The 23,873-nt window shown below is 28.0% G+C and carries 21 protein-coding genes; all 21 read right to left on the bottom strand.

What is annotated here, in order from left to right:
* Window positions 1-8: 8 nt before the first annotated feature.
* The 21 genes from AMRN_RS00440 to AMRN_RS00340 all read right to left on the bottom strand — a co-directional run bounded on the left by AMRN_RS00440 (window position 9) and on the right by AMRN_RS00340 (window position 23,824).
* A complete protein-coding gene (locus tag AMRN_RS00440) occupies window positions 9-350 on the bottom strand; it encodes a NifB/NifX family molybdenum-iron cluster-binding protein (protein WP_099311402.1) in 342 nt (113 codons plus the stop codon).
* Window positions 322-1,236 (bottom strand): ATP-binding protein, encoded by a 915-nt coding sequence (locus tag AMRN_RS00435; protein WP_099311403.1) that lies wholly within the window; start codon window positions 1,234-1,236, stop codon window positions 322-324. Before AMRN_RS00435 ends, AMRN_RS00440 begins: the two co-directional genes overlap by 29 nt.
* Window positions 1,233-2,081 carry a nucleotide-binding protein gene (locus AMRN_RS00430; protein ID WP_118897335.1) on the bottom strand — a complete coding sequence of 283 codons (849 nt, stop codon included), beginning with the start codon at window positions 2,079-2,081 and terminating at the stop codon, window positions 1,233-1,235. Before AMRN_RS00430 ends, AMRN_RS00435 begins: the two co-directional genes overlap by 4 nt.
* The gene (locus AMRN_RS00425) at window positions 2,081-2,269 is read right to left on the bottom strand and encodes a hypothetical protein (RefSeq protein ID WP_099311404.1); all 189 of its coding nucleotides are present in this window, start codon (window positions 2,267-2,269) and stop codon (window positions 2,081-2,083) included. The genes AMRN_RS00430 and AMRN_RS00425 overlap by 1 nt, the downstream gene beginning before the upstream one ends.
* A 3-nt stretch (window positions 2,270-2,272) precedes the next feature.
* Window positions 2,273-2,569: a DUF134 domain-containing protein gene (locus tag AMRN_RS00420; protein ID WP_099311405.1), complete on the bottom strand. Its 297-nt coding sequence runs from the start codon at window positions 2,567-2,569 to the stop codon at window positions 2,273-2,275.
* Window positions 2,570-2,864: 295 nt separating this feature from the next.
* On the bottom strand, window positions 2,865-5,327 hold the full coding sequence (torA, locus tag AMRN_RS00415; RefSeq protein ID WP_099311406.1) for a trimethylamine-N-oxide reductase TorA: 2,463 nt from the start codon (window positions 5,325-5,327) through the stop codon (window positions 2,865-2,867).
* A gap of 9 nt (window positions 5,328-5,336) precedes the next feature.
* Window positions 5,337-5,915: a hypothetical protein gene (locus tag AMRN_RS00410; RefSeq protein ID WP_099311407.1), complete on the bottom strand. Its 579-nt coding sequence runs from the start codon at window positions 5,913-5,915 to the stop codon at window positions 5,337-5,339.
* Window positions 5,916-5,990: 75 nt separating this feature from the next.
* Window positions 5,991-6,677 carry a response regulator transcription factor gene (locus AMRN_RS00405; protein WP_099311408.1) on the bottom strand — a complete coding sequence of 229 codons (687 nt, stop codon included), beginning with the start codon at window positions 6,675-6,677 and terminating at the stop codon, window positions 5,991-5,993.
* Window positions 6,674-8,692 carry a sensor histidine kinase gene (locus AMRN_RS00400; protein ID WP_099311409.1) on the bottom strand — a complete coding sequence of 673 codons (2,019 nt, stop codon included), beginning with the start codon at window positions 8,690-8,692 and terminating at the stop codon, window positions 6,674-6,676. The genes AMRN_RS00405 and AMRN_RS00400 overlap by 4 nt, the downstream gene beginning before the upstream one ends.
* Before the next feature lie 10 nt (window positions 8,693-8,702).
* Window positions 8,703-9,599: an NAD(P)H-dependent glycerol-3-phosphate dehydrogenase gene (locus AMRN_RS00395; RefSeq protein WP_099311410.1), complete on the bottom strand. Its 897-nt coding sequence runs from the start codon at window positions 9,597-9,599 to the stop codon at window positions 8,703-8,705.
* Complete coding sequence (gatB, locus tag AMRN_RS00390; protein WP_099311411.1) at window positions 9,599-11,026, bottom strand: Asp-tRNA(Asn)/Glu-tRNA(Gln) amidotransferase subunit GatB; 1,428 nt, start codon at window positions 11,024-11,026, stop codon at window positions 9,599-9,601. The genes AMRN_RS00395 and gatB overlap by 1 nt, the downstream gene beginning before the upstream one ends.
* Before the next feature lie 10 nt (window positions 11,027-11,036).
* Complete coding sequence (locus AMRN_RS00385; protein ID WP_099311412.1) at window positions 11,037-11,861, bottom strand: peptidylprolyl isomerase; 825 nt, start codon at window positions 11,859-11,861, stop codon at window positions 11,037-11,039.
* Between the two features lie 88 nt (window positions 11,862-11,949).
* Complete coding sequence (locus tag AMRN_RS00380; protein WP_099311413.1) at window positions 11,950-14,787, bottom strand: FAD-binding and (Fe-S)-binding domain-containing protein; 2,838 nt, start codon at window positions 14,785-14,787, stop codon at window positions 11,950-11,952.
* 215 nt (window positions 14,788-15,002) lie between these two features.
* Window positions 15,003-16,376, bottom strand: a complete 1,374-nt coding sequence (locus AMRN_RS00375; RefSeq protein ID WP_099311414.1) for a TRAP transporter large permease — start codon at window positions 16,374-16,376, stop codon at window positions 15,003-15,005.
* Complete coding sequence (locus AMRN_RS00370; protein WP_099311415.1) at window positions 16,376-16,954, bottom strand: TRAP transporter small permease subunit; 579 nt, start codon at window positions 16,952-16,954, stop codon at window positions 16,376-16,378. The genes AMRN_RS00375 and AMRN_RS00370 overlap by 1 nt, the downstream gene beginning before the upstream one ends.
* 153 nt (window positions 16,955-17,107) lie before the next feature.
* Window positions 17,108-18,175, bottom strand: coding sequence for a TRAP transporter substrate-binding protein (locus tag AMRN_RS00365; protein WP_099311416.1), 1,068 nt, complete (start codon window positions 18,173-18,175; stop codon window positions 17,108-17,110).
* 88 nt (window positions 18,176-18,263) lie between these two features.
* Entirely contained in the window at window positions 18,264-18,908 is a 645-nt protein-coding gene (locus tag AMRN_RS00360) for a response regulator transcription factor (protein ID WP_099311417.1), read from the bottom strand.
* A 3-nt stretch (window positions 18,909-18,911) separates the two neighbouring features.
* A complete protein-coding gene (locus AMRN_RS00355; RefSeq protein WP_099311418.1) occupies window positions 18,912-21,104 on the bottom strand; it encodes a sensor histidine kinase in 2,193 nt (730 codons plus the stop codon).
* Between the two features lie 30 nt (window positions 21,105-21,134).
* The gene (locus tag AMRN_RS00350; protein ID WP_099311419.1) at window positions 21,135-21,719 is read right to left on the bottom strand and encodes a LutC/YkgG family protein; all 585 of its coding nucleotides are present in this window, start codon (window positions 21,717-21,719) and stop codon (window positions 21,135-21,137) included.
* On the bottom strand, window positions 21,709-23,085 hold the full coding sequence (locus tag AMRN_RS00345; protein ID WP_099311420.1) for a lactate utilization protein B: 1,377 nt from the start codon (window positions 23,083-23,085) through the stop codon (window positions 21,709-21,711). Before AMRN_RS00345 ends, AMRN_RS00350 begins: the two co-directional genes overlap by 11 nt.
* A complete protein-coding gene (locus tag AMRN_RS00340; protein ID WP_099311421.1) occupies window positions 23,078-23,824 on the bottom strand; it encodes a (Fe-S)-binding protein in 747 nt (248 codons plus the stop codon). The genes AMRN_RS00345 and AMRN_RS00340 overlap by 8 nt, the downstream gene beginning before the upstream one ends.
* Window positions 23,825-23,873 lie beyond the last annotated feature (49 nt).

The following is a 23,873-nucleotide window of genomic DNA, read 5'->3' as shown; positions in this document are numbered from 1 at the left end:
TTTACTCCTTAATTTTGTAATTTTAATTTATTATTTTTAAAAGCTTTATACGCTTCATCTATTGTCATATCAATAGCTCCAATATAGACTTTTATATCTGTTTGTTTTATGACATCTAAGGTTTTATATCCTATTGCATTTGCTATAATTATCATATCAGGATTTATTTTTAAAACTTTTTGTGCTGTTTGTAATCCAGCACCTTGACTCATGCCCTCACTTTCATCATTTGATATAAATTCTTTTGTTTTAGTATCTTCATCATATACTACTAATACACTTGCTCTACCAAATCTACTATCTATTAAGCTATCTTCACTTTTATTTATTGCTGTAAAAACTATTTTCATTATCTTGTCTTCTTATTGTCCATTTTATTTCATTCCAACTCTCATTTATAAGATTAGAGATTTCACAATCTTTATCAAACTCTATTAAACTTTGTGAATGAACTAATGCTTCAGAAAAAATCTCATTATAAGGTAGTTTTGAAACAACTTTTATTTTTTTTCTTTTTAAATATTGTTCTATTTTTTCTGATAATTCCTGATTTAAATCATACTTATTTATTATGCAAATTGCTTCAAGTTCAAATGATTTTACAAGTTCAACTACTCTTTGCAAATCATGAAAACCAGACTTACTAGCTTCTGTTACAATTACAACTAAATTTGCCCCACTTAAACTTGAAATAACAGAACATCCAATACCTGGACTTCCATCTGTAATGACAAACTCTTTATTTTGTTTTAAAGCTAAAACTTTTCCCTCTTTTTTCACCTTTGAGACAAGTTTTCCTGAATTTTCTGCTCCAAATCCAAGTTTTGCATGTACTAATTTTGAACCAGTTTTTATATTTGAAATATATAAATCACCAGCTTTTTGATCTTTCATACGAATAGCATCTGTTGGACAAATTTGACTACAATAGCCACAACCTTCACATAAAATTGCATCTACTATTAGTTTATTATTTTCTTTTGTTATTGCTTCAAACTTACAACCTCTTAAACAAGCCCCACAACTAAGACACTCTTCATTATCAATTACTGCAAGTTTACCACTATAAAACTCTTCACTCTCTTCAAAATCTGCATCCAAAAGTAAATGTAAATTTGCTGCATCAACATCACAATCAGTTATAAGTGCATTACTCTTTTCTAAATACGCAAAAGATGCACTTATAGAACTTTTTCCTGTACCACCTTTTCCAGAAATTATTACAATTTCCCTCATTTTATACCTCCTATAAAAGAGCTTATTTCTTCTAATGATTCTTTAAAATGTTCAACTTTGTTATATATTATTTTTCCATTAGAATATAATTTTGCAACATTTTTATCATTTTTGATTTTTGTAATTATTTGTATTGATTCTTTATTACAATAATCCTCTACTTCACTATTTCCTATTCCATCTCTATTTATAATTACTGCAAACTCTTTTTTTATTACTTTTAAAGTTTCAACTGCCAGTTTTAAATCATTTAAACCAAAAGGTGTTGGCTCAGTAACTAAAAAAATAAAATCACTTTGTCTGCAAGCTTCCACAAAAGAACAACTAGTTCCAGGTGGAGCATCAAAAAGATTTAAACTTTTTTGAAATTTTTTGTTTGTATAAGAAATAGTTTGAGATATAACAGGTATAGCCATTTCTTGCCCTAAATCAAGGCATCCTTCTATGAAAACAAATTCATTAAAAAACTCTTTTATTCGACCTATTTTTGTAGGTTTCATCAATAAAGATGTAGTAGGGCATAATTCACTACAAGCAAAACAACTATGACAAAGTTCATTAAAAATCAAAACTTTTTTGTCTGTTGTTACTATTGCATTAAAATTACAAATTTCGGAACAATGTCCACATAAGGTGCAATTGTTTTCTTCCCATTGAGGAACAAACTTATTACAAAGATACTCATTTTTCAAATCACCTTTTAAAAACTGAGTAATATTTGGTTCTTCAACATCTAAATCTGTTAAAACAATATCTTCTTTTTTACTTTTTAGATACATTGCTAAATTAGTAGAAAGAGTTGTTTTTCCTGTACCACCCTTTCCACTAGCAATTGTAATTTTCATTAGAATTGATTTCTATTTTGAAATCTTCTAGTCATTGAAGATTCAAAACTATTTTCAATTTTATTTGAATTTCTACCTTCTTTTAATCCTTGAGCTCCTCTTCTTTGTCTTTTTCCTTGAGCTCTTCTTTTACCTTGTCCTAATCCTTGATTAGAACTTTTATTATTCAGTTTTCTACAATTTCTCATTTTTTATCCTTCAATTCTTGATTCTACACTTATGGCTTTTTGATTTAATAAAGCATCCGCAATTTTCTTTCTTGCACTTTCAATCAATCTTGAAAAAGTAGAACGAGATATATTCATCTTATTAGCACAATCTTGATGATACATTGATTCATAATCTGCTAATTTAATTGATTCCATTTCATCTTCATAAATAATTACTGTTTCTAGTAATTTTCTTCTTATACCAGCTGGTTTAAATGCGATATTGCAATAATCAGCATTAATATTTCTACTCTTTCTTTTTCTGCCACAACAATTCATTTTTTCTTCCTATATGCACATATGTTCATAATTATAACGAACATATGTTCATAAGTCAAGATTAATATTAGCTAATTTTGAAATTTTATTTTTTATATTCTATAAATCGATAAAGATAAAAAATTGTGTAAAGTACTATTTTGAGGGAGTTTATATAAAAAAAGCTACAAGTAAAAAATACTTGTAGCTTAATGAGTTTGTTTTGATTTATTTTGTATGAAAACTATTATAAAGTTTTCATACTATTAATTAATTAAAAAAGAACAAGCTGATTTCACTTGTTCTTTTTATATGTTTATACTATTGAAGGTTTTTCAAAAACTGATATATGTGGTGCTTCTTTAGTATATTTTTCAATTTGAACTAAAGCTGTGTTTGAGATATTTCCTTGTGCAAGTTTTGATGTACCTTTATCAATAGTAAGTTGATTTACATCACCATGTTTGCACATTGTTTTCTCTTCACCTGGATTTTTTGGGTCATACCATCCACCCTCATCCATTTTAACAACACCTGGAAGAACATTCTTAGTTACAATTGCACCTGCAAGTGTAGAACCTCTTTTATTGTAAACTTTTACAATATCTCCGTTTTTAATTCCTCTTTTTTTAGCATCTTTTGGATTTAACCAAATTGGCTCTCTTCCATTTACTTCATATAAGTCTCTTATCCAAGTATTAGATAACTGTGAGTGTAATCTATATTTTGGATGAGGAGATAATACATGCAATGGATACTCTTCTGATTCTTCTGAACCTAACCATTCAGCTGGTTCTATCCAACTTGGATAATGTAAGCAATCATCATAATTGAATTTTTTAATTACTCTTGAACTAATTTCGATTTTTCCAGATGGTGTTCCCAAAGGATTTAGCATTGGATTTTTTACATATTCTTCATATCTAGTAAAGTTTTTGTCTTCTTCTCTTACGTCAAATTTAACATATCCTTTTTCCCAGAATTCTTCAAATGTAGGCATTTTTATACCTTTATTTTCACCTTGAACTTTTGAGTTATTATAAAACTCTTTAATCCAATCCATTTGTGATTTTTTACCATCTGTAAACTCTTCTTCATATCCAAGTCTTTTACTAATTAATCTACAAATTTCATAATCATCTTTTGATTCTTTAACTGGGTCAATAGCTTTTTTCATAGCAATAATATGGCTACTATTATAGTCACCAATTATTTCAATATCATTTCTTTCAATTTCAGTTGTAGCTGGAAGAACTATGTCCGCCATTCTAGCTGTTGGTGTCCAAAAAGGTTCATGCACAATAAATGTTTCTAGCTTTTTCCAAGCTTCAATCATTGTGTTTCTATCTTGATGATGATGAAATGGGTTACCACTTGTCCAATATACCATTTTAATTTCTGGATACTCTATTTTTTTACCATTAAAGTCAATAACTTTACCAGGATTTGATATCATATCTACCATTCTTGCACAAGGAATATTAAATGGCTCATATTTTGTCCAAGGACCATTTTTACTACTATTAATGTTTGTAGAGATTCCACCTAAACCTGGTGCGTATGAACTTGGTGTTCCTCCATTTGAGTAGTGATAACTAAATCCAAATCCACACCCAGGTACTCCTACTTGACCTAACATACAAGCTAATGTAACTAAAGTCCAGTGAAATTGCTCTCCATGGTCAGCTCTTTGAACTCCCCATCCAGCCATTAACATACTTTTTTCATCTTTTAATTTTTGTGCAAAGTCTTTAATATCTTTTTCTTTTATTCCACAAATATTTGAAGCCCATGTCAATGTTTTTGGAGTGTTATCTACTTTTCCAAGTAAATACTCTTCAAAATCTTTAAATCCAACAGTATATTTTTTGATAAACTCTTTATCATATTGATTTGAAGTATGTAAATAATACATCATACCAAGCATCATTGCAACATCTGTATTAGGTTTTGGTTGTATCATTTTTGAATCAAAATACATTGCTGTATCATTTTTTACAGGATCAACAGAGAATACATCAACTTGACCTTTTTTATGTGCTTTTTTTAACTGTTCTAAATAAGGAAAAGCTCCATGTCCTGATACATCCCAATCAATTTGACAAGTAACAAGTGGATTTGCACCCCAAAAAACTACATTTTTAGCATGTTTTAAAACTAATGGCCAAGAAGTTTGTTGCTCATAAACTTCAATACTTCCTAAAACATGAGGTAAAATAATTTGTGCAGCTGCAGTTGAATAATCACCAATTCTTCCTACAAAACCACCTGATATTTTCATCATTCTATTCATTAATGTTTGAGGATTATGAAGTTTACCTGTACAATACCAACCATAACTTCCTGCATAAATACTTTTATATCCATATGACTTTTGAACTCTTTTAACTTCAGAAGCTACTAAATCAAGTGCCTTTTCCCAACTAACTCTTACAAATTTGTCAGAACCTCTTTTTGAAGTATCACTTTTATGTCCATGTTTTAAGAAACCTTCTCTTACCATTGGATATTCAACTCTTGTTTTTGCATATGTTCTACTTGGTAATGCATTAATCATAGGAGATGGGTTTGGGTCATCTTCAAAAGCTGTAACGCCAGTAAACTGTCCACCTTTTACATGAGCTCTAAATGCTCCAAAGTGAGAACCACTTAAAGATTTAGATTTATTTGCAACTGGACCACTAATTAAACTATTTGCTGATAAATCACTAAATAAAAGTGTACTAGCTGCTGCTGCACCACTTCCTTTTAGAAACTCTCTTCTTTTTATATTTCCCATAATGTCTCCTTATTTTCCATGTTTTTGAACAAATTTCACAACAAACTGCATATCTTCATCTGTTAAACCAGCTCTTGGTTTCATAGAGTTAATAATACTTGGCCATTGATTTACTGTATAGTGCTCTAATTCAGGTGCAGCATGACACGCTCCACATCTATTAGTAAATAGTTCTTTCCCTTTAGCATAAATACTATCTATATCTTTACTTAAAGAGTCTTTTTTTACCCAAAATGTATAAGATACATTTTTCCATACAGTATCATATGTATCAGTTTTTTCTCCTAGAACTTTTGGTTTTATAGTTTTGTTATCATCAAGTACTAAATAAAAAATTCTTTTCCCTGCATCTTTAAAAAGTACATTTTCAAAACCATAAGCAGCCCAACCACTTACTTTTACTTTTTTAAAGTTACCTTTTTCTTTTAAAACTTCCACTGGTGTAGCTGTGTCAATCTTTCCTATCTCTTTTTTTGCATTTGGAGTTATAAATACTTGCCCATCATTTTTCAAATAAGCATTTTGTCCTGCAAAAAGTAGTGAGTTTGAAAAAATTAAACCAATTAAGATTAAGCTTCTCTTTTTCATAGTTTTTCCTTAATTTTTTTACTTAAAGTTATTGTATAAGTAAAGTGTGAATAAACTATGAATTTTTTATTCTATTTAGATTTTAAGTAAGTATCCAATACCTTGGATATTTTCAATAAGTTCTTGATAAGTTTTTTTACGAAGTTTTTTTATGTATGCTCTTATAACCTCTTGAGTAGCACCTTTTTCTTGCCATACAAAGTTTTCAATCATTTCATATGTTACAACATGCGTTTTATTATGTACTAATACTTCTAAGAGTTTTTTTTCTAACTTTGTTAATGAAATTAATTCTTCTTTGTAAAATAATTCTTTATTTTTTACTGAATATGAGAAACCTTCACCTAATTCTATTATCTCTTCATTGATATTTTGTTGTCCCATAACCATTTGAATAGTTGTAAGTAGTTGTTTTTTCTCAAAAGGTTTTTTAAGTAAAAAACTATTTGTAAGATTTATCGCATCAAGAATATTTTCATCTGTATCATATGCAGTTAAAAAAATCACAGGAATAGTTGAGTTATATTCTCTTATTTTTTTCAACATCTTAAGTCCACTCATCTTTTGCATATTTATATCAGAAAGTATTAAATCAATATCATGTGAAAGAAACTTTTCTAAGCCTTCTGCTCCATTCTTTGCTTCTACTATACTATTTACATATTTATAAATGGAACGCTGAATTATAAACCTTAAATCTTCTTCATCTTCAACAAGTAAAACCTTTGTGCTTTTTAGAATATTTTCAAGTTTTCTAATCATCTACTTTCCTTTAATTCAATTACAAAAGAAGTTGGATTTTTATTGCTTTCAAGAAAAATCTTTCCATCCATTTTATCTTCTATTAAAAGTTTACATAAATGCAAGCCTGTCCCTGTACCCTTATCACCTTTTGTTGTAAATGAAGAGTTAAAGATATCTATTATTTTTGATGAATCTACTCCATTTCCATTATCTTCAAATCTTATTATAATATTATTATCATGCTTTTCTAAATAAATAGAAATTTGTGCTTTGTCAAAATCACTATCATTAATCTTTTCTACAAGTGCATCTTTTGAATTAGATATTAAATTTAATATTACTTGCTTTAAGTATGTTGGATAACCATAAATTTTATAGTTATACTCTTTATTATAGTAAAAATTTATAGAAATTGAGTTCATTTTAATCAAAGCTGAACTAATATTTATTATTTCATCTATTGTTTGAACTAAATCAAACTCTTTTTGCTTTAGTTGTTCCTTATAAAAACTTCTAAAAGCATCCATAGTTTCACTCATTAATTCTATATTTGTTCTAGAACGAGAAATGTATTCATCTATATCTTCAAAATCTTTTTCTTGAATCTTTTCATCAATATTATTTATTAGAAGAAGAAGTGAGCTTAAAGGTTGTTTCCATTGATGTGAAATTGCGCTAACCATTTCTCCTAAAGCAATCATCTTACTATTTTGTATAAATATCTTTTCTTGTTTTAGTTTATTTTTTTCTATTAATCTTTCATTTGTAATATTATTTACTGTTACAATAATTCCCTCAAAATAACGATTCGCTTTTAATAAAGGAGTAACTTGAAAATTATAGATTTGTTCATCACCGATTTTATAAGTTGCTATATTTTCAGGATTTTGTTTTGCTAAATTAAAAAAGTGTGTATCTTTATCAAAATAGTTTTTTTGTCCTATTCTATGAGGTATCTTCAAGATATTTTTTTCATATAAAGATTTGTTTCCAAGTGAAAATATTTTTTCATAAAATTTATTTATAAAAACTATATGCCCTTCTTTATCAGTCATTAAAACTCCCCAACTAGAGCTTTTAGCAAATAGTTCCAATAAATTTTTATTTCTTAAAAGTTTTCTTTGAATAGAAGATAGATAAATTACTACTAATATTCCAACTAACATTAAAAACGCAGCAATTAAAAGATTTTTGAATAATTCTTTATTTATATTTTGGAAAATTTTCTTTTCACTTAATACGGTGATAAATATCCAATCACTATTTTCTAAAGAGTCATAAGTGAATATATAATTCTCACCTTCTATTTTATATATATTCACTCCCGATGAATTTTGTGAGAAATCTTTGCTTATTTGTTTTAAAAATTTTTCATCAATATTAAAACTAAATTTTTTAGGTTGCAATACAACATCACCGTCATTTGACATCATAAAGGCAAAACCTTCTTTTACAGGTAATAAAGATAAAATATCATGTCTAAAATCATCGATTTTTATATCACTTGATAATACAGCATATAGTTTGTCATTTACAAATAATGGTGTTGCAATTGAAATAACATTTGAATCTAAATCTGAATCCAAATATGGTTTTGTAACAACTATAGATTTTGCTTGTTCTACTTGTTTGTACCATTTTCTTTTTGTTACTTTATACCAACTTGGTGCTATCCAATTAATACCTGTAATAAAATAATCATCATAATAACCTATATATACACTTCTAAAATCCCCATTTAAAATAGCTAAAGCTAATGTTTCTTTTATAAGAGTATAATTTTTTTCTCTATCTTTTTTCTTTATATAATTTGCAGTTGATTTTATAATTCTTTTTTTCTGTAAAAGTTTTTCATCAATTTTTGATTTATACGCTTTTACAAGTTTTATTTGATTTTGAGTGGTTGAGTTTAATAAAAACTCTTTATTGCTAGTATAATTTGAGTAAACAATATAAATATATACACATAAGCTTATGATAAATAAAAAGACTAAGATTAAATACTTTTTTGTATATAATTTTACATCACTCATTATTACTCTTTTAATCTTTTAATAAATCTTTTAAACTATCCTTTGGATTTTTACCCTCTAATATAGAGTAGACTTCATTTGCTATTGGCGTATAAATTTTATGCTTTTTATTTAAAGAATTAATTGCATAAGATGTTTTAACGCCCTCTGCTACTTCTCCTAATTCTTCTAGTATTTCATCAAGTGTTTTATTATTTGCAAGTCCAAGCCCTACTCTAAAATTACGACTCAATTCACTACTCGCAGTTAAAAAAAGATCCCCTGCACCACTTAATCCAATAAATGTTTCCATTTTTGCACCAAAATGGCTACCAAATCTTTGCATTTCTACTAAGCCTCTTGAGATTAATGAAACCCTTGCATTATTTCCAAGATTCATTCCCTCACATATTCCACTTGCAATTGCAAGTACATTTTTATAAGCACCACATATTTCTGCACCTATAACATCATCACTATAATATGTTTTAATAAAATCAGGGAATAGTTTTTCAAATTCAATAAAAATTTGTTTATTTAAACTATTTAAAACAAGAGCACATGGTAAGCCTTTTATTACCTCTGCTGCAAAAGAAGGTCCTGAAATAAAACCTAAGTTTTCACTAGGAATAAACTCTTCATATATTTCATTTAAGAACTTTCCTGTACTAGCTTCAATACCTTTTGAAGCTACAAGTATTTTTTGGCCTTTAAACTCAAAGTGTTCGTCTAACCATTGTCTAATTTGTTGTGCAGGAATAGCTATTATAAGATATTCACAACTCAGAGCTGTATTTAAATCTACAAAATTATTTATATCTCTTTTTGTTCTTGAAGTAATATAACACTTTTGTTTTTGACCAAGGGCAAAATGAAGTGCTTGTCCCCACTTCCCTGCTCCTATTACTGCTACTGAGTTTTTTTGCATTATGATAATCTTTGTTTTAAAAGTTCATTTACTTTTTGTGGATTTGCACTACCTTTAGATGCTTTCATTGTTTGACCAACAAAAAATCCAAATAGTTTATCTTTCCCACTTTTATATTGTTCTACTTTATCTTCATTGGCTGCAAGTATCCCATCAATAATTTCAAGTATTGCTCCATCATCAGATACTTGTTTTAATCCAAGTTCATCAATAACTGAATCTACTTGCATCTCAGGTTTTTCCATTAAGTAATCAAGTACTTCTTTAGCAGCTTTTCCTGAAATAGTTCCATCTTCAATTGCTTTTACAATAGAAGCTAATTTTTTAGCTTTCACAGGAGAGTTTTCTAAGCTTACACCCTCTCCAAATCTTGCTGGTAACTCAACAGTTAACCATGTTGCTGCATTTTTACCACTGATATTCTCTTCCATCATTTCATCAAAGAAGTTTGCAGTTTCTAATGAAGAAGTAATAACAGATGCATCATAATCTTTAATTTTGAAATCACTTACAAATCTAGCTTTTTTCTCATCTGGAAGTTCAGGAATTTTTGAATATTTTTCCATCATTTCATCTGTAATAATAACAGGCAAAAGATCTGGATCTGGGAAATATCTATAATCAGCAGCATCTTCTTTACCTCTCATAGATCTAGTTTCACCTTTTTCTGGATCAAATAGTCTTGTTTCTTGAACTACTTCTTTTTCATAAAAACCATCTTCCCAAGCTTCAATTTGTCTTTGAACTTCATATTTAATTGCTTTTTCAATAAACTTAAATGAGTTCATATTTTTAATTTCGCATCTTGTATAAAGCTTATCATCACCTTTTGGTCTAATAGATACATTTACATCACATCTGAAACTTCCCTCTTGCATATTAGCATCACTAATACCCAAGTATCTTACAATAGAATGAAGCTTTTTAAGATATAAAATAGCCTCTTCAGAGCTTCTCATATCAGGTTCTGAAACTATCTCAAGAAGTGGTGTTCCAGCTCTATTTAAATCCACATGAGAAACATCCCCTACATGGATACTTTTTCCTGCATCATTTTCTAAGTGAGCTCTTGTAACTCCAATTTTTTTATTTGTTCCATCTTCAAAGTCAATAACAAGTTCTCCAAGTCCTACAACAGGAACTTCAAACTGAGAGATTTGATAACCACTTGGTAAATCTGGATAAAAATAGTTTTTTCTATTAAAAATTGATTTTTTATTTATTTGTGATTTAAGTGCAGTTCCTAGCATAATAGCTTTATGAACTGCTTCTTTATTTAATACAGGAAGTGCTCCTGGAAGTCCTAAACAAGTAGGACAAACATTTGTATTTGGTTCTTCACCAAAACTTGTCGCACAAGAACAAAATAGTTTACTATTTGTATTTAATTGAACATGTACTTCTAATCCTATAATAACTTCAAACATCTATTTCCTTTTATCTTACAACTTTTATATTAGCAGTTAGTTTTAATTTCTCAAAATACTCTTTTAAGAAGTTTTGTTCTCTTTTTTGCATTAATACTGTAAAAATCTTATCTTTTACATCTTCAAAAGCTAAAGTATTAACACCTTTCTTTTGTGTAACCAATAAAGTCACATATTGTTTATCTGCAGTGATAATTGGTGTAAATTGATTTATTTTAGTATCATTTAAAAGAAATCTCATTTGTGAATTTAACTTTTCTTGATCAAGTGAAATATTACTTTTTGATACTTCATTGTTTACAGTCAGAGGATTATTTTGAATTTCTAATAATGCTTTTTTATTATTTGAAGCATATTGAACCACATCAATCGTTTTTGCTGTAGTAAATTGATTTTTATTATTTTTATAATATATTTTTAAATCTTCTTGAGTGGCAATTTTTAGATTCCCTCTTACAAGTTGACCTATTAATTTCTCTCTTTGTATTCTTTTTCTTATTTCATCTTCATAAGCATCATAATTTTTATATTTTTGCTTAACAACTGATTTAAAAGTATATAAATCCATACCATTTGATGCTGCAATTTTTTCTAAATAGTTATTTACATCAAAGATATCTACATTGATATTTTTCTCTTGAAGTAATTGCTCATATAATGCTTCATCTATTAAAGAACTAACTGCCTCTTTTTTACTAACTTTTGATTCAACCATTCGCTTATCAATATCATAAAGTGTAATTGGTTCATCATTAACAACTAATGCAACTGCATCAACTAAACCTGCAAAACTTATAGTTGTTGATAATAAAAGTATACCTAATAGCTTTTTCATAATCTAATCCCTTTATCTTAAAAGTGATATTTTACCAAAAAAATAGTAAATATCACTTTTATGAAGAAATATTTAAGAAAATTACTTTTTATTTAGCCTTTGAACACTTATTTATTAAGTAAAAAATTGAATTATAATCAATCCCTGAATATTCACTAAGTCCTATCTCACAAGTTTTAGAAGTTGAAAAGGCATATTTTGCATCTTTTACACTTTTTGGAAGATTTCTTAGTGCACTTTGATTTAGTTCTGGATAACTAAAGCCTCTATCTCCTGCAAATCCACAGCATGTAACATCTGAGGGAACTATAACTTTTGATGAACACATATTTGCAAGTTTAATAAACTTTTCATGTAATCCCATTTTTCTTGAAGAACAAGTTGTATGAATAGTAATTGCCTCATCAATTTTTTCAAGCTCTAATTTATCAACTAAATGTTCTAATGCAAACTCAATTGGTTCATATAAATCTAAATTTGAGTTAAAACTCTCCATCATTTTTTTAGTACAAGGACTAGTATCACAAAGAATTGGATATTGGCCATTATTACTAGCTTCATTTAGTGCTGTTTCTAATTCATCTGATTTTATTTTTGCTTGTTTTGTAAAACCTTTTGATGAAAAAGGCATACCACAGCATAAATTATCAATTTGTTTTGGAAATATAATTTCAAAACCTGCTTTTTGAAGTAGTTCTACTGTTGTATCAAAAAGTTCTTTTTCTTCTTTACTTGCACTACTTAATCCCATAGTTCTGTTAATACATGATGGGAAATATACAACTTTTAAACTATTTGCTTTTTGCTCAATTCTTGTATTTATTGAGATACCTTTTGGTAAATGTTCACTCCATCTTGGAATTTTATCACTTGATATTTTTCTAAGTCCTGATGTTAAGCCACTCATTAAACTTGTACCTAAAATAGTGTGTGTTAAATTTGCTGCTTTTAAACCAAACTTCATTCCTGTTAATGTAGCTGAAAAATTGTTTGTAATAACATTTGCAACTTTATTTTGAGTACTGCTTACTTGTTCATGTCTTAAGTACTTTGTTAAACTTCCTGTATCAATTCCAACAGGACAGGCAGTTGAGCATAAACTACATGTAGCACATGTTTCTATTCCATCATATTGATATAGTTGTTTTAACTCTTTTGCTTTTTTTAGATTGTGTTCTTCATCTTCAAGTCTTGAAATTTCTCTATTTATAACTATTCTTTGTCTTGGAGTTAATGTTAAAACATTTGATGGACATACAGGTTCACAAAAACCACACTCAATACATTTATCAACTAAATCATTTGTTTTTGGAAGTGGTTTTAGATTTTTTATGTGGGCTTTTTTATCATCATTGATGATTACCCCTGGATTTAAAATATTATTTGGATCAAATAAGCTTTTAATTTTTTTCATCATTTCATAAGCTGTATTACCCCACTCTAATTCAACAAAAGCAGCCATATTTCTACCTGTTCCATGCTCTGCTTTTAAACTTCCTTGGTATTGCACAGCAACAAGTTGTGTAACATCATACATAAAGTCATCATATCTTTGAATCTCTTCTTGTGTTGAAAAATCTTGTGTAAAAACAAAGTGTAAATTACCCTCTAAAGCATGTCCAAAAATTAAAGCTTCATTGTATTTATGTTGCTTAAATAATCCTTGAAGTTTTAATGTTCCTTCTGCTAAATACTCAATAGGAAATGCAATATCTTCAATAATAACAGTTGTACCTATTTTTCTTACTGCTCCAACTGCTGGAAAAAGTCCTTTTCTAATCTTCCAATATTGAGTATACTCTTCAACATCTTTTGTAAAATAAAGCTCTTTTGCTAAAGAAAACTCTTTTAAACTATCTTCAATTTGCTTAATTTGAGTATCTAACTCTTTATCACTTTTTGCTCTTGTTTCAATTAATAAAGCTGTAACATTTTCATCAAACTCTTTTATATATGAAGGCATTTTAGGATCATCTTCAATACTTGCAAGACCTGCTCTATCCATAAGTTCAACTGCATCAACACTTATTATATTTTTCTGTTTTTCAAGTTTTAATTTTGTTACTGCTTTACAGGCTTCATTTACATCTTTAAAATATACTAATGCACTTGCTTTATCTTTATAATCTTCAACTGTATAATATGTTACTTCTTTAATAAAAGCTAATGTTCCCTCACTTCCAATAATTAGATGTTGTAAAATCTCAAATTCATCTTCAAAATCAACAAGGGCATTTAAACTATACCCTGTTGTATTTTTCATTTTAAATTTTTTTCTAATTTTTGCACTTAGCTCTTCATCATCTTTTATATTTTTTGCATACATTTTTAAACTTTGCAAAAACTCTTTATGCGTTTTTGCAAACTCTGCTTTGCTATCTTCATTTCCTGTATCTAATTGTGTTCCATCACTAAAAACTAGTTTCATTGATTTTAATGTTTTGTATGAGTTTTGAGCAACTCCACAGCACATTCCAGAAGCATTATTAGCAGCAATCCCACCAATCATTGCAGAATTAATACTAGCTGGATCTGGTCCAATTTTTTTACTAAATGGTGCTAAAATATTATTTGCTTGTGCTCCTGTTAAAGAAGGTGATAATGACACATGTGATTTATCTTCAGCAATTTTAAAATCTGTCCAATTTCTTGAAGTAATAACTAAAATTGAATCACTAATTGCTTGTCCAGAAAGCGAGGTACCAGCTGCTCTGAATGTAACACTTAGTTTCATATTACAAGCTAATTGCAAAATATCTTTTACTTGTTTTGAGTTTTCAACTTTTATAACCAATTTAGGAATAAGTCTATAAAAAGAAGCATCTGTTCCATACGCTAAAGTATGTAAATCATCTGTATATATTATTTCTTGGGGTATTTTGTTTATTATTTGATTATAGAAATCTTGGTATTTTCCAGCTAACATTTGAAATCCTTAATTATATTTTATATTTTTATATGAAAATTAAGAAAGTACTATTCAAGCCTTGGCACAGTATATATTCTTTGTTGTGGGTCATCAATAAAGAAAAACATTTTATCACAACATTTAAAGATAAGGTTTTTAATAAGTTTTATAATATCTTTTTTACACACAATCTTTATCCTAAAATATTATTAGAATAAGAGATTTCTCTTATTCTAAAGACTTGGATTTATTCCAAAAAACTCTGGGAATACAGCCAATAATCCTAAAACTATTATTTGAATTAGAATAAAAGGAAGTACTCCTTTGTATATTTGCATCGTTCTAACACTTGAGGGGACAACTCCTTTTAGATAAAAAAGAGAGAATCCAAATGGTGGTGTTAAAAATGATGTTTGTAAATTCATTGCTATTAGTATAGCAAACCAAACTGGATTTATATCTAAATTTACAGCAATTGGAACTAAAATTGGAACAATAATATATGAGATTTCAACAAAATCAATAAAAAATCCTAAGATTAAAATAGCAATCATTGTAAATAAAATAAATGTCCATTTTTGATCACCTGGTAAACTTAACATAAAGTGTTCAACAAGTTCATCTCCACCTGTGTAAGTAAATACCATAGAAAAAGCTGTTGCACCAATTAAGATTGCAAATACCATTGATGTAATCTTTACTGATTCTAAAGCTGCTTCTTTTACCATACCAATAGAAAAGCTTTTATATAAAAAACTTAAAGCAATTGCACCTAAACATCCAACAGCTGATGATTCTGTAGGTGTTGCAACACCTGCAAAAATTGAACCTAAAACTAGAATTATTAATGTAAGTGAAGGAATAATATCAATCAATGCTCTTACTACTTGTTTTGATTTTTTTCCTCTACTTGGGTCTGCTGGAATTGCAGGAGCCATATCTTTTTTTACAAAAGCTACAATTAATATAAAAAGAATATAAGAAGCAACCAAAGTAAGACCAGGCCAAATAGCAGCTTTAAATAAATCACCAACAGGAACTTGAAAAACATCTCCTAAGATAATCAATACAATTGATGGAGGAATTATTTGTCCTAAAGTACCAGAAGCACAAATCGTTCCAGCTGCTAATTCTGTATTATATTTATATTTTAGCATCACAGGAAGTGAAATAACTCCCATAGCAACAACAGATGCACCAACAACACCAGTTGATGCTGCAAGTAATGACCCAACTAATACAGTTGAAATTGCAACTCCACCTCTAATTTCTCCAAATAAAAATCCCATAGATTCTAAAAGTCTTTCTGCAAGTCCTGTTTTTTGAAGAACAATTCCCATAAAAATAAACATTGGTACTGCCATTAAAATAGTATTATTCATAATAGACCAAATTCTATGTGGCATAAAATCAAACATATACATACCCTCAGTTAAACCTTCTGATATAATTGCAGTAATTCCCATACTAGCATCAGCATATGTATATATTTCAACAATTCCAGCAATTAATCCAAATAAAACTGAAACAGCACCAAAAGTAAAAGCAACAGGAAAACCAATTAACAGCATAAATAGTGCTGTAAAAAACATTATTATACCAATCATTATTTATCTCCTGTTTTTCTTGTTATCTCTTCTTTATATTTTTGAGCTTCATGGGCGATTGAATGGTCTTCATACTCATGTAAACCTAAATATATATTCAAATTTCTAATAAAAAATCCCACTGATGTTATAATCAAAAGAGAAAATGATATTGGAATCATAGCTTTGATTATCCATCTATGAGTTAATCCACCTGGATCACCTGAAATTTCATTGAATTCATAAGCTTCTTGCGCAAAACCTATTGATGAAAAAATAACTAAAAGTGTAATAGGTAAAATAAATGTTATTACTCCAATCATATTAATAATTGCTTTTTTCTTTGGTTTTAATCTATCATAAATCAAATCAACTCTTACATGTCCATCTTCTTTTAATGTATAAGAAACTCCAAATAATATTACAACAGAAAAAAGATGCCACTCCATTTCTTGCATTGCAATATCTCCTGTATTAAATAGATACCTCATAATTGCATCATAAAATACATTTAATATCATAAGTACCAATACAATTGCAGTAAAGCCACCTATGATATTTGCGAACTTGTCAAAACCTCTCTCTAGTTTTAAAAGCATCATATTATCCTTTTTTTCTCTCTCAAATGAGTTAAATAAATGCAAATTTTACACTTATTAAATTCATCACTTATTTTAAATTTTATCTAATATATAAACTAAAAATACGTAGTTTAGAAAAACTACGTATTTTATTTGTGCAGTTTGTAAATCTTATAAGTTATCTTCTAGATATTTATAGTCTGACATCTTTGTCCATTCTCTAGCTTTTTCTAGATACTCTTTTTGAGATTTTAAAACCTCTTTTACTAAAGGACTCTCTTTTGCCTTTTCTATAAGTAGTTCATTATTTGCTTTTTTCATTGCATTGATTACATTTTTTGGTAATGTTTTGATTTTTACATTTGGATAGTCTGTTGAAATTTTTGACCATGCAACAGCATTCATATGATAATTTTGAATATACATATCATAAGCAGCAACTTTCATAGCAGTTATTAAGATTTTTTGTAAATCTTTTGGTAATCTTTTAAATTGTCTTTCATTTACTAAAAACTGTAATTCAGTTGCTGGCTCATGCCATCCAGTATAATAATATGGAGCAATTTTATGAAAACCCATTTTTACATCCATTGATGGACTTACCCACTCTAATGCATCAATAGTTCCTCTTTCTAAAGAAGTATAAAGTTCACCAGGAGCAATATTTGTAACAGTAACACCAAGTTTAGCTAAAACTTCTCCTGCAAAGCCTGGAATTCTCATCTTAAGACCTTTTAGATCTTCAAGTGAATTAATCTCTTTTTTAAACCATCCACCCATTTGATTTCCTGAATTTCCTCCAGGGAATGATAATACTTTATGTCTTTTATATGCTTTTTGCATTAGTTCTAATCCACCACCATAATAAAACCATGCATACTGTTCAGGTGCTGTCATACCAAATGGCATTGTAGTAAATGGTAAAGTATTTATATCTTTACCTTTCCAATAATATGAAGCAGAATGACCCATTTCATATTGACCACCTTTTACCATATCTAAAATACCTAAAGGTGCTTTATGCTTATTTGCAGCATCAACTCTAATATCTAATCTACCATTAGACATCTCTTTTGCTAATTTTGCCATATTTGTTGGAGCATCAATAAATGGAGATAAAGTTGAACCCCAAGTAGTTGCCAATTTCCACTTATAAACTTTATCTTTCGCAAATGCTGCTGTGCTTAGTCCCGCAACTAAAGCAGAAGCAACAAGTAATTTTGTTGTCGTTTTTAACATCTTAACATCCCCTTTTATGTTGTATTGACACAAATTGTAACTACTTGATATGATAATAATATGATATTTTGGAATTATTATGTAATTTTTATGTAGTTTTAAAAATATACCCCGTATCAACTACAGTTTCTATATATTTGTTAGAAAGTACTTTTCTTAGACGTCTAATAAGACTTCGAATAGATTCTAATGAAGCGAAACTTCCTTCCCAAACATAATTTTGTATTGTGTCATATGATAAAACTTGATTTCGTTTTGTTAAAAATAGATTTAATAAAAGTCTCTCTTTTTTTGTTAAACGTTGAGGTTGATTCTCTAAGTAAACAACTGATGATTTATAATCAAAATAGCAGCTTTCATCAAAATATATTAAATCATTCTTTATTTTACAAAGTCTTTCAACTTTAATTTCAAGCTCATCTATAAAAAATGGTTTTTTTAAATAATCACTACAGCCAAAATTATATGACTCTTTAATTACTTCTAATTCAATTGATGCACTAATAATTATAACTGGAACCTCATCATAAAATTCTCTAATTTTTTTAAGTATTTTTATTCCATCAATATTTGGTACATTAATATCTAAAATAAAACAGCTAAATCCTTCTGTTATGTTATTATATGCTTCATTTCCATCTACATATGAATCAACTTTATATCCTTTGAGTTTCAATCTCTTACTTATTATTTGATTTAGCTTTTTATTATCTTCTAGAAGTAATATATTCATATTCTAATCCTTTTTAAAAGGTACTTTAATTGTAAATACCACTTTATTGTCTATATTCTTTACTTTTATCTTACCTTGCATTTTATCTTCAACTATTACTTTTGCCATGTAAAGTCCTATTCCTGTTCCATCTTTTTTTGTAGTAAAATATGGTTCAAATATTGAAGATATTATTTTTTCATCAATTTTTCCACCATCATCAATTATCTCTATTTTATTATACTCCTTTGACTTAGAGATATTTATAATAATATTTCCTTTAGTATTTTCTTTCAATAAATTTTCAAGTATTTTTGTTTTTGCATTATTAATCAAGTTTAATAATACTTGTTTAAACTCATTTTCATATCCATAAACAACTAAATCTTCACCATTTATATAGTTAAATTTCATATTTATATTTGAGTAAAATACCTGTTTTCCTATTATTTCATTTATTTCATCAAGAGCTTTTTTTATAGGAAAAGTTACTTTTTTAGTTGAAGGTTTTAAAAAGTTTCTAAAATCATTTAATGTTGTTGACATATATTTTATTTGAACCATTGAATCATTTACAAACTCTTTTACTTGACAATCTTTTAATTCATCTAATAAATATGAAGTTTGTATATCTTGTATTTGAGCAGACAGTTCAACTAAAGGTTCATTCCATTGATGAGCAATTGCTGCAACCATATCTCCCATTTCTGCTAATTTACTTTGTTGAATTAGAAATTGTTTTTGCTGTACTCTTTCTGTAATATCATCCATTATACAAACTATTCCACCTATTCTTCCATCTATATTTTTATATACTGCTTTATTTAAAATGAAATATTTTATTTTTTGATTACTAAAATGAAGTGCCATTTCAGAAGTGTCTGTTTTTAGAGTTTTTAAAAGTTTATCATCAATCTTTGTATTCTTAACTGCAATATCATGTGGAAAAAAATCAAAAGCTGTTTTACCAATTACACTACTTTTTGAAAGTTCCATCAAATTTGCAAAAGCTAAATTTGAGCCTATAAACTTACCATCAACATTTTTATAATAGATTGCATTTGGAATGGTATCTAGTAATACTTTATCAAATTCTAATCTATTTGATAAATCCCTTTGAAGTTTTTTTCTTCTATTTATATTTGCTTTCATTAAGATTATTAAAATTACAAAAATAAGCATTGTTGCAATAGTTATATTAACAAGTAGTTTATATTTTCGATAAAAAGAAAAAGGTTTATTTACAATAACAAAATCATCAACATAGTCTTCTATTTTTATATCAAATTTTTTCAATTCATTAAAATCAAAAATATACTCATTGGGTGACTTTCTTAAAATTGGTATTTCTGTTATTTTCTTTCCATTTAAAACTTCTAATACCATTTTTGAAACGGCATCACCTTGAGCTTGTGCAGAAGTTAAAAGCCCTCCAATTACTCCATAATTTAAATAAAAATCCCAAAGACCATATATTGGGACATGAGAAAAACTTTTTATATGTTCTAAACTCTCTTTATATGTAAAAAACTTTCCTGTTTTATCTTTAAATAGAAGCACAAAAAGTAAAGCTGTATTATTATTTGTATTAGATACATATTTTTTTAAATCATTCATTTGCATATCATCAATATATTCAACTTCAAATTTATTGTTGAACTTAGGAATAATTTTTTTTAAATCATCTTTCATGATAAGTCCTGTTTTTGACTTATCATTTATTATTATTAATTTGTCTAGTTTTGGATGAATCTTTGAAATTAATTCAAAATTCTTTTTTAAATCAACTTGTTCAATTACTCCACTTATATATTTTCTCATTCCATTTTTTTCAATAAGTTTTTCATCAAAATAGTTTATTCCAGAAAATAAAATTGGTGTTTTTGGAAATAGTTTTTTTTGATATTCAACTAAAAACTCCAAAGCAGAATTATCACTTGCAATTATTACATCAAATTTTCTATTTTTAAACTGCTCTTTATAAAGTTCGTATAGTTTTTGGAAATAGTTATCATTAGATACTTTTTTAGTATCCATATATATTGTTGTTAGATTTATATTTGAGTATTTTTCAAAGTTTTTTTCAATTGCTTTTGAAATATCATCAGTCCACTTATAACCTTTATGATATGAATGAAGTAATAAAACTTCTTTTGAAGGCTCTTGTGCAAATAAATATATACTAAGTAATAGGCTTAAAACTAATATCTTTTTCAAAATATAATCCTTTAAACCTATATTATATCATTATGAAATAAAAATTACATATCCTGACTTTGGTCCATGTGCTCCAATTACTAAAGATTGTTCAATATCAGCAGTTTTTGAAGGTCCACTTACAAATACTCCATAACCAGCTTTATCAAAAGATATTTTTTCATATGCTTCATGCATATTATTTAAAATATCCTCTTTTTTAACTACAATTACAATATTTTCAGAAATAAAATATAAACCTCTATGTCTATTTTCTTCATTTTTTAGCCAAACAGCACCATTTTCAGCTACTGCAAAATTTCCATTTACAACACATAATTCAATATCTTTTAAATTATGTATATCATCTTGGGCATTTGAATCAAATGTTCCTAAAGAACACTCTTTAACATTTGTTGCAACTATTTTTACTTCTGGATAAAGCTTTTTAATTGTTTCATCTAACTCTTCTTTTTTTATATCTAAAGCTTTACCACCTACATTTTCAAGCATTTTTGAAAACATTGAGAATTTATCATCAAATGTAATTCCGAAATTATCATATGATGGTAAAGTTGCATCATTTACTACATTGTTTTGTCTAATTTGTGATAGGATTTGCTCTTTACTTGTCATCTTCTAATCCTTTTTTATATAGTTCTTTGAAGCTATTTTTTGGCATTTGTGGTAAGTCTCTTTGTTTTCCCCAAACATTTGCTTTATTATAAATAAATGATTTTGGAAGTATTGGAACTACTTTTCTTGCTACTTTTCCTGCAATATCAAATAAAGTTGGATGAGACATCAACCAAGATGTAGCTTTCATAGCAAATTTTTTCTTAGGATCAATAATATCTTGTGCTGTTAAATCTTGTCTATGATTATATAATTGTGAATCTAAATCAATTTTTACTGGACAAACATGAGAACAAGAACCACAAAGTGTACAAGCAAAAGATAGTGTTTTATGCTTTTTAGGGTCTCTAAATGTTGCTAAAGTTGATCCAATTGGTCCAGGAATAACATACTCATAAGAGTGCCCTCCACTTCTTCTGTATATAGGACAAGTATTCATACATGCGCCACATCTAATACAATTTAATGCTTTTTGATACTTTTGTGATTGTAAAAAAGGTGTTCTTTTATTATCAACAATTATTATATGCATTTGTCCACCCTCAACTGCTCCAGCAAAGTGTGATGTATATGAAGTAATTGCTTGACCTGTTGCACTTCTTGCAAGTAATCTTGTAAATACTCCTAAATCTTCTAATCTTGGAATAACTTTTTCAATTCCCATAGAAGCAATATGAAGTTTTGGTAAATTTGCACCCATATCTGCATTACCTTCATTTGTGCAAACTACAATTGCGCCTGTATTTGCAATTGCAAAATTAACCCCTGTTATTCCAGCATCTGCATCTAAAAACTTTTGTCTTAAATCAGCCCTTGCAGCTCTTGTTAAATAAGTAGGGTCATAATTTCCTTTTTCTGTTCCCATTTTTTCATGAAATGTATCAGAAACATCTTGCTTTTTTAAATGAATGGCAGGAAGTACAATATGTGATGGTGGTTCTTTTCTTAATTGAACAATTCTTTCACCTAAATCTGTATCAACTACTTCAAACCCTTTACTTTCTAAATAAGGATTTAAGTGGCACTCTTCTGTTAACATAGATTTTGACTTTACAACTTTTTTAACACTGTTTTGGCTCAAGATTTTTTCTACTATTTCATTATGTTCTTTTGCATCTTTTGCCCAATGAACAGTAATTCCTTTAGCTGTTGCATTTTTTTCAAACTCTAAAAGATATTTATCAAGATTTGCCATTGTATGAGTTTTTATATTATTTCCATGCTCTCTTAATTGTTCCCATTCAGGAATTGTTTTAGTAGCTACATCTCTTTTTTCTCTTACAAACCATAATGCTTGGTCATGCCAATGCATTCTTTCATCATTTGCAACGAACTCTTTTGCATTTTGAGGGTGTTTATTACTCATATTTAACTCCTGCAAGTATTTCTACTATATGCATAACTTTAATATTTTCATTATCTCTATTAATGATTCCATCCATATGCATTAAACATGACATATCTGCTCCTGTTATTACTTGGGCATGAGAATCAAGATGATCTTTAATTCTATCTTTTCCCATAGAAACTGATATATCTTCTTCTGTTACACAAAAAGTTCCACCAAAACCACAGCACTCATCATCTCTTTTTAAACTTACAATTTCTATATCTTTTACTAATGATAATAGATTTTTCAATTTTGATTGATAAGGTATATTTAATTCACTAGCACTTCCAAGTTTAAGCATTCTATGTCCATGACATGAATTATGAATACCTACTTTATGAGGAAAACTCACATCAAACTTTTCAATTTTTATTATATCATGCAAGAATTCACAAATTTCATATATTGAAGTTTTAACTTTGTCATAATCACTATTATTCTCAAAAAATGGTGCATAGTGTTCTTTTACCATTGAAACACATGATCCACTTGGAGCAACAATGTAATCATAATCTTTGAAATTTTCTACAAACTGTTTTGCTAGTGTTTCTACATCTTTTGAACAGCCTGAATTAGCCATTGGTTGACCACAGCATGTTTGACTCATAGGGTAATCAACATCTAAGCCTTGATCTTTTAAAATTTTAAGTGTTGCCATACATATATCTGGATATAGCTCATTCATAAAACATGGGATAAATAATCCAATTTTCATGCAAACTCCTTTTAATTATGAGAAATTTTACACTAGATATATGAAAAAC

The sequence above is a fragment of the Malaciobacter marinus genome, from assembly GCF_003544855.1.
In the GTDB taxonomy this organism is placed as follows: Bacteria; Campylobacterota; Campylobacteria; order Campylobacterales; family Arcobacteraceae; genus Malaciobacter; species Malaciobacter marinus.
The sequence above is the reverse complement of the archived record's forward strand: the minus strand, read 5'-3'. Positions and strand labels throughout refer to the sequence as shown.

What these genes read in the sequence shown, in the direction of transcription:
- AMRN_RS00440 (WP_099311402.1), bottom strand. Translation starts at nt 350, where the DNA reads ATGAAAATAGTTTTTACAGCAATAAATAAAAGTGAAGATAGCTTAATA.
- AMRN_RS00435 (WP_099311403.1), bottom strand. Translation starts at nt 1,236, where the DNA reads ATGAGGGAAATTGTAATAATTTCTGGAAAAGGTGGTACAGGAAAAAGT.
- AMRN_RS00430 (WP_118897335.1), bottom strand. Translation starts at nt 2,081, where the DNA reads ATGAAAATTACAATTGCTAGTGGAAAGGGTGGTACAGGAAAAACAACT.
- AMRN_RS00425 (WP_099311404.1), bottom strand. Translation starts at nt 2,269, where the DNA reads ATGAGAAATTGTAGAAAACTGAATAATAAAAGTTCTAATCAAGGATTA.
- AMRN_RS00420 (WP_099311405.1), bottom strand. Translation starts at nt 2,569, where the DNA reads ATGAATTGTTGTGGCAGAAAAAGAAAGAGTAGAAATATTAATGCTGAT.
- torA (WP_099311406.1), bottom strand. Translation starts at nt 5,327, where the DNA reads ATGGGAAATATAAAAAGAAGAGAGTTTCTAAAAGGAAGTGGTGCAGCA.
- AMRN_RS00410 (WP_099311407.1), bottom strand. Translation starts at nt 5,915, where the DNA reads ATGAAAAAGAGAAGCTTAATCTTAATTGGTTTAATTTTTTCAAACTCA.
- AMRN_RS00405 (WP_099311408.1), bottom strand. Translation starts at nt 6,677, where the DNA reads ATGATTAGAAAACTTGAAAATATTCTAAAAAGCACAAAGGTTTTACTT.
- AMRN_RS00400 (WP_099311409.1), bottom strand. Translation starts at nt 8,692, where the DNA reads ATGAGTGATGTAAAATTATATACAAAAAAGTATTTAATCTTAGTCTTT.
- AMRN_RS00395 (WP_099311410.1), bottom strand. Translation starts at nt 9,599, where the DNA reads ATGCAAAAAAACTCAGTAGCAGTAATAGGAGCAGGGAAGTGGGGACAA.
- gatB (WP_099311411.1), bottom strand. Translation starts at nt 11,026, where the DNA reads ATGTTTGAAGTTATTATAGGATTAGAAGTACATGTTCAATTAAATACA.
- AMRN_RS00385 (WP_099311412.1), bottom strand. Translation starts at nt 11,861, where the DNA reads ATGAAAAAGCTATTAGGTATACTTTTATTATCAACAACTATAAGTTTT.
- AMRN_RS00380 (WP_099311413.1), bottom strand. Translation starts at nt 14,787, where the DNA reads ATGTTAGCTGGAAAATACCAAGATTTCTATAATCAAATAATAAACAAA.
- AMRN_RS00375 (WP_099311414.1), bottom strand. Translation starts at nt 16,376, where the DNA reads ATGATTGGTATAATAATGTTTTTTACAGCACTATTTATGCTGTTAATT.
- AMRN_RS00370 (WP_099311415.1), bottom strand. Translation starts at nt 16,954, where the DNA reads ATGCTTTTAAAACTAGAGAGAGGTTTTGACAAGTTCGCAAATATCATA.
- AMRN_RS00365 (WP_099311416.1), bottom strand. Translation starts at nt 18,175, where the DNA reads ATGTTAAAAACGACAACAAAATTACTTGTTGCTTCTGCTTTAGTTGCG.
- AMRN_RS00360 (WP_099311417.1), bottom strand. Translation starts at nt 18,908, where the DNA reads ATGAATATATTACTTCTAGAAGATAATAAAAAGCTAAATCAAATAATA.
- AMRN_RS00350 (WP_099311419.1), bottom strand. Translation starts at nt 21,719, where the DNA reads ATGACAAGTAAAGAGCAAATCCTATCACAAATTAGACAAAACAATGTA.
- AMRN_RS00345 (WP_099311420.1), bottom strand. Translation starts at nt 23,085, where the DNA reads ATGAGTAATAAACACCCTCAAAATGCAAAAGAGTTCGTTGCAAATGAT.
- AMRN_RS00340 (WP_099311421.1), bottom strand. Translation starts at nt 23,824, where the DNA reads ATGAAAATTGGATTATTTATCCCATGTTTTATGAATGAGCTATATCCA.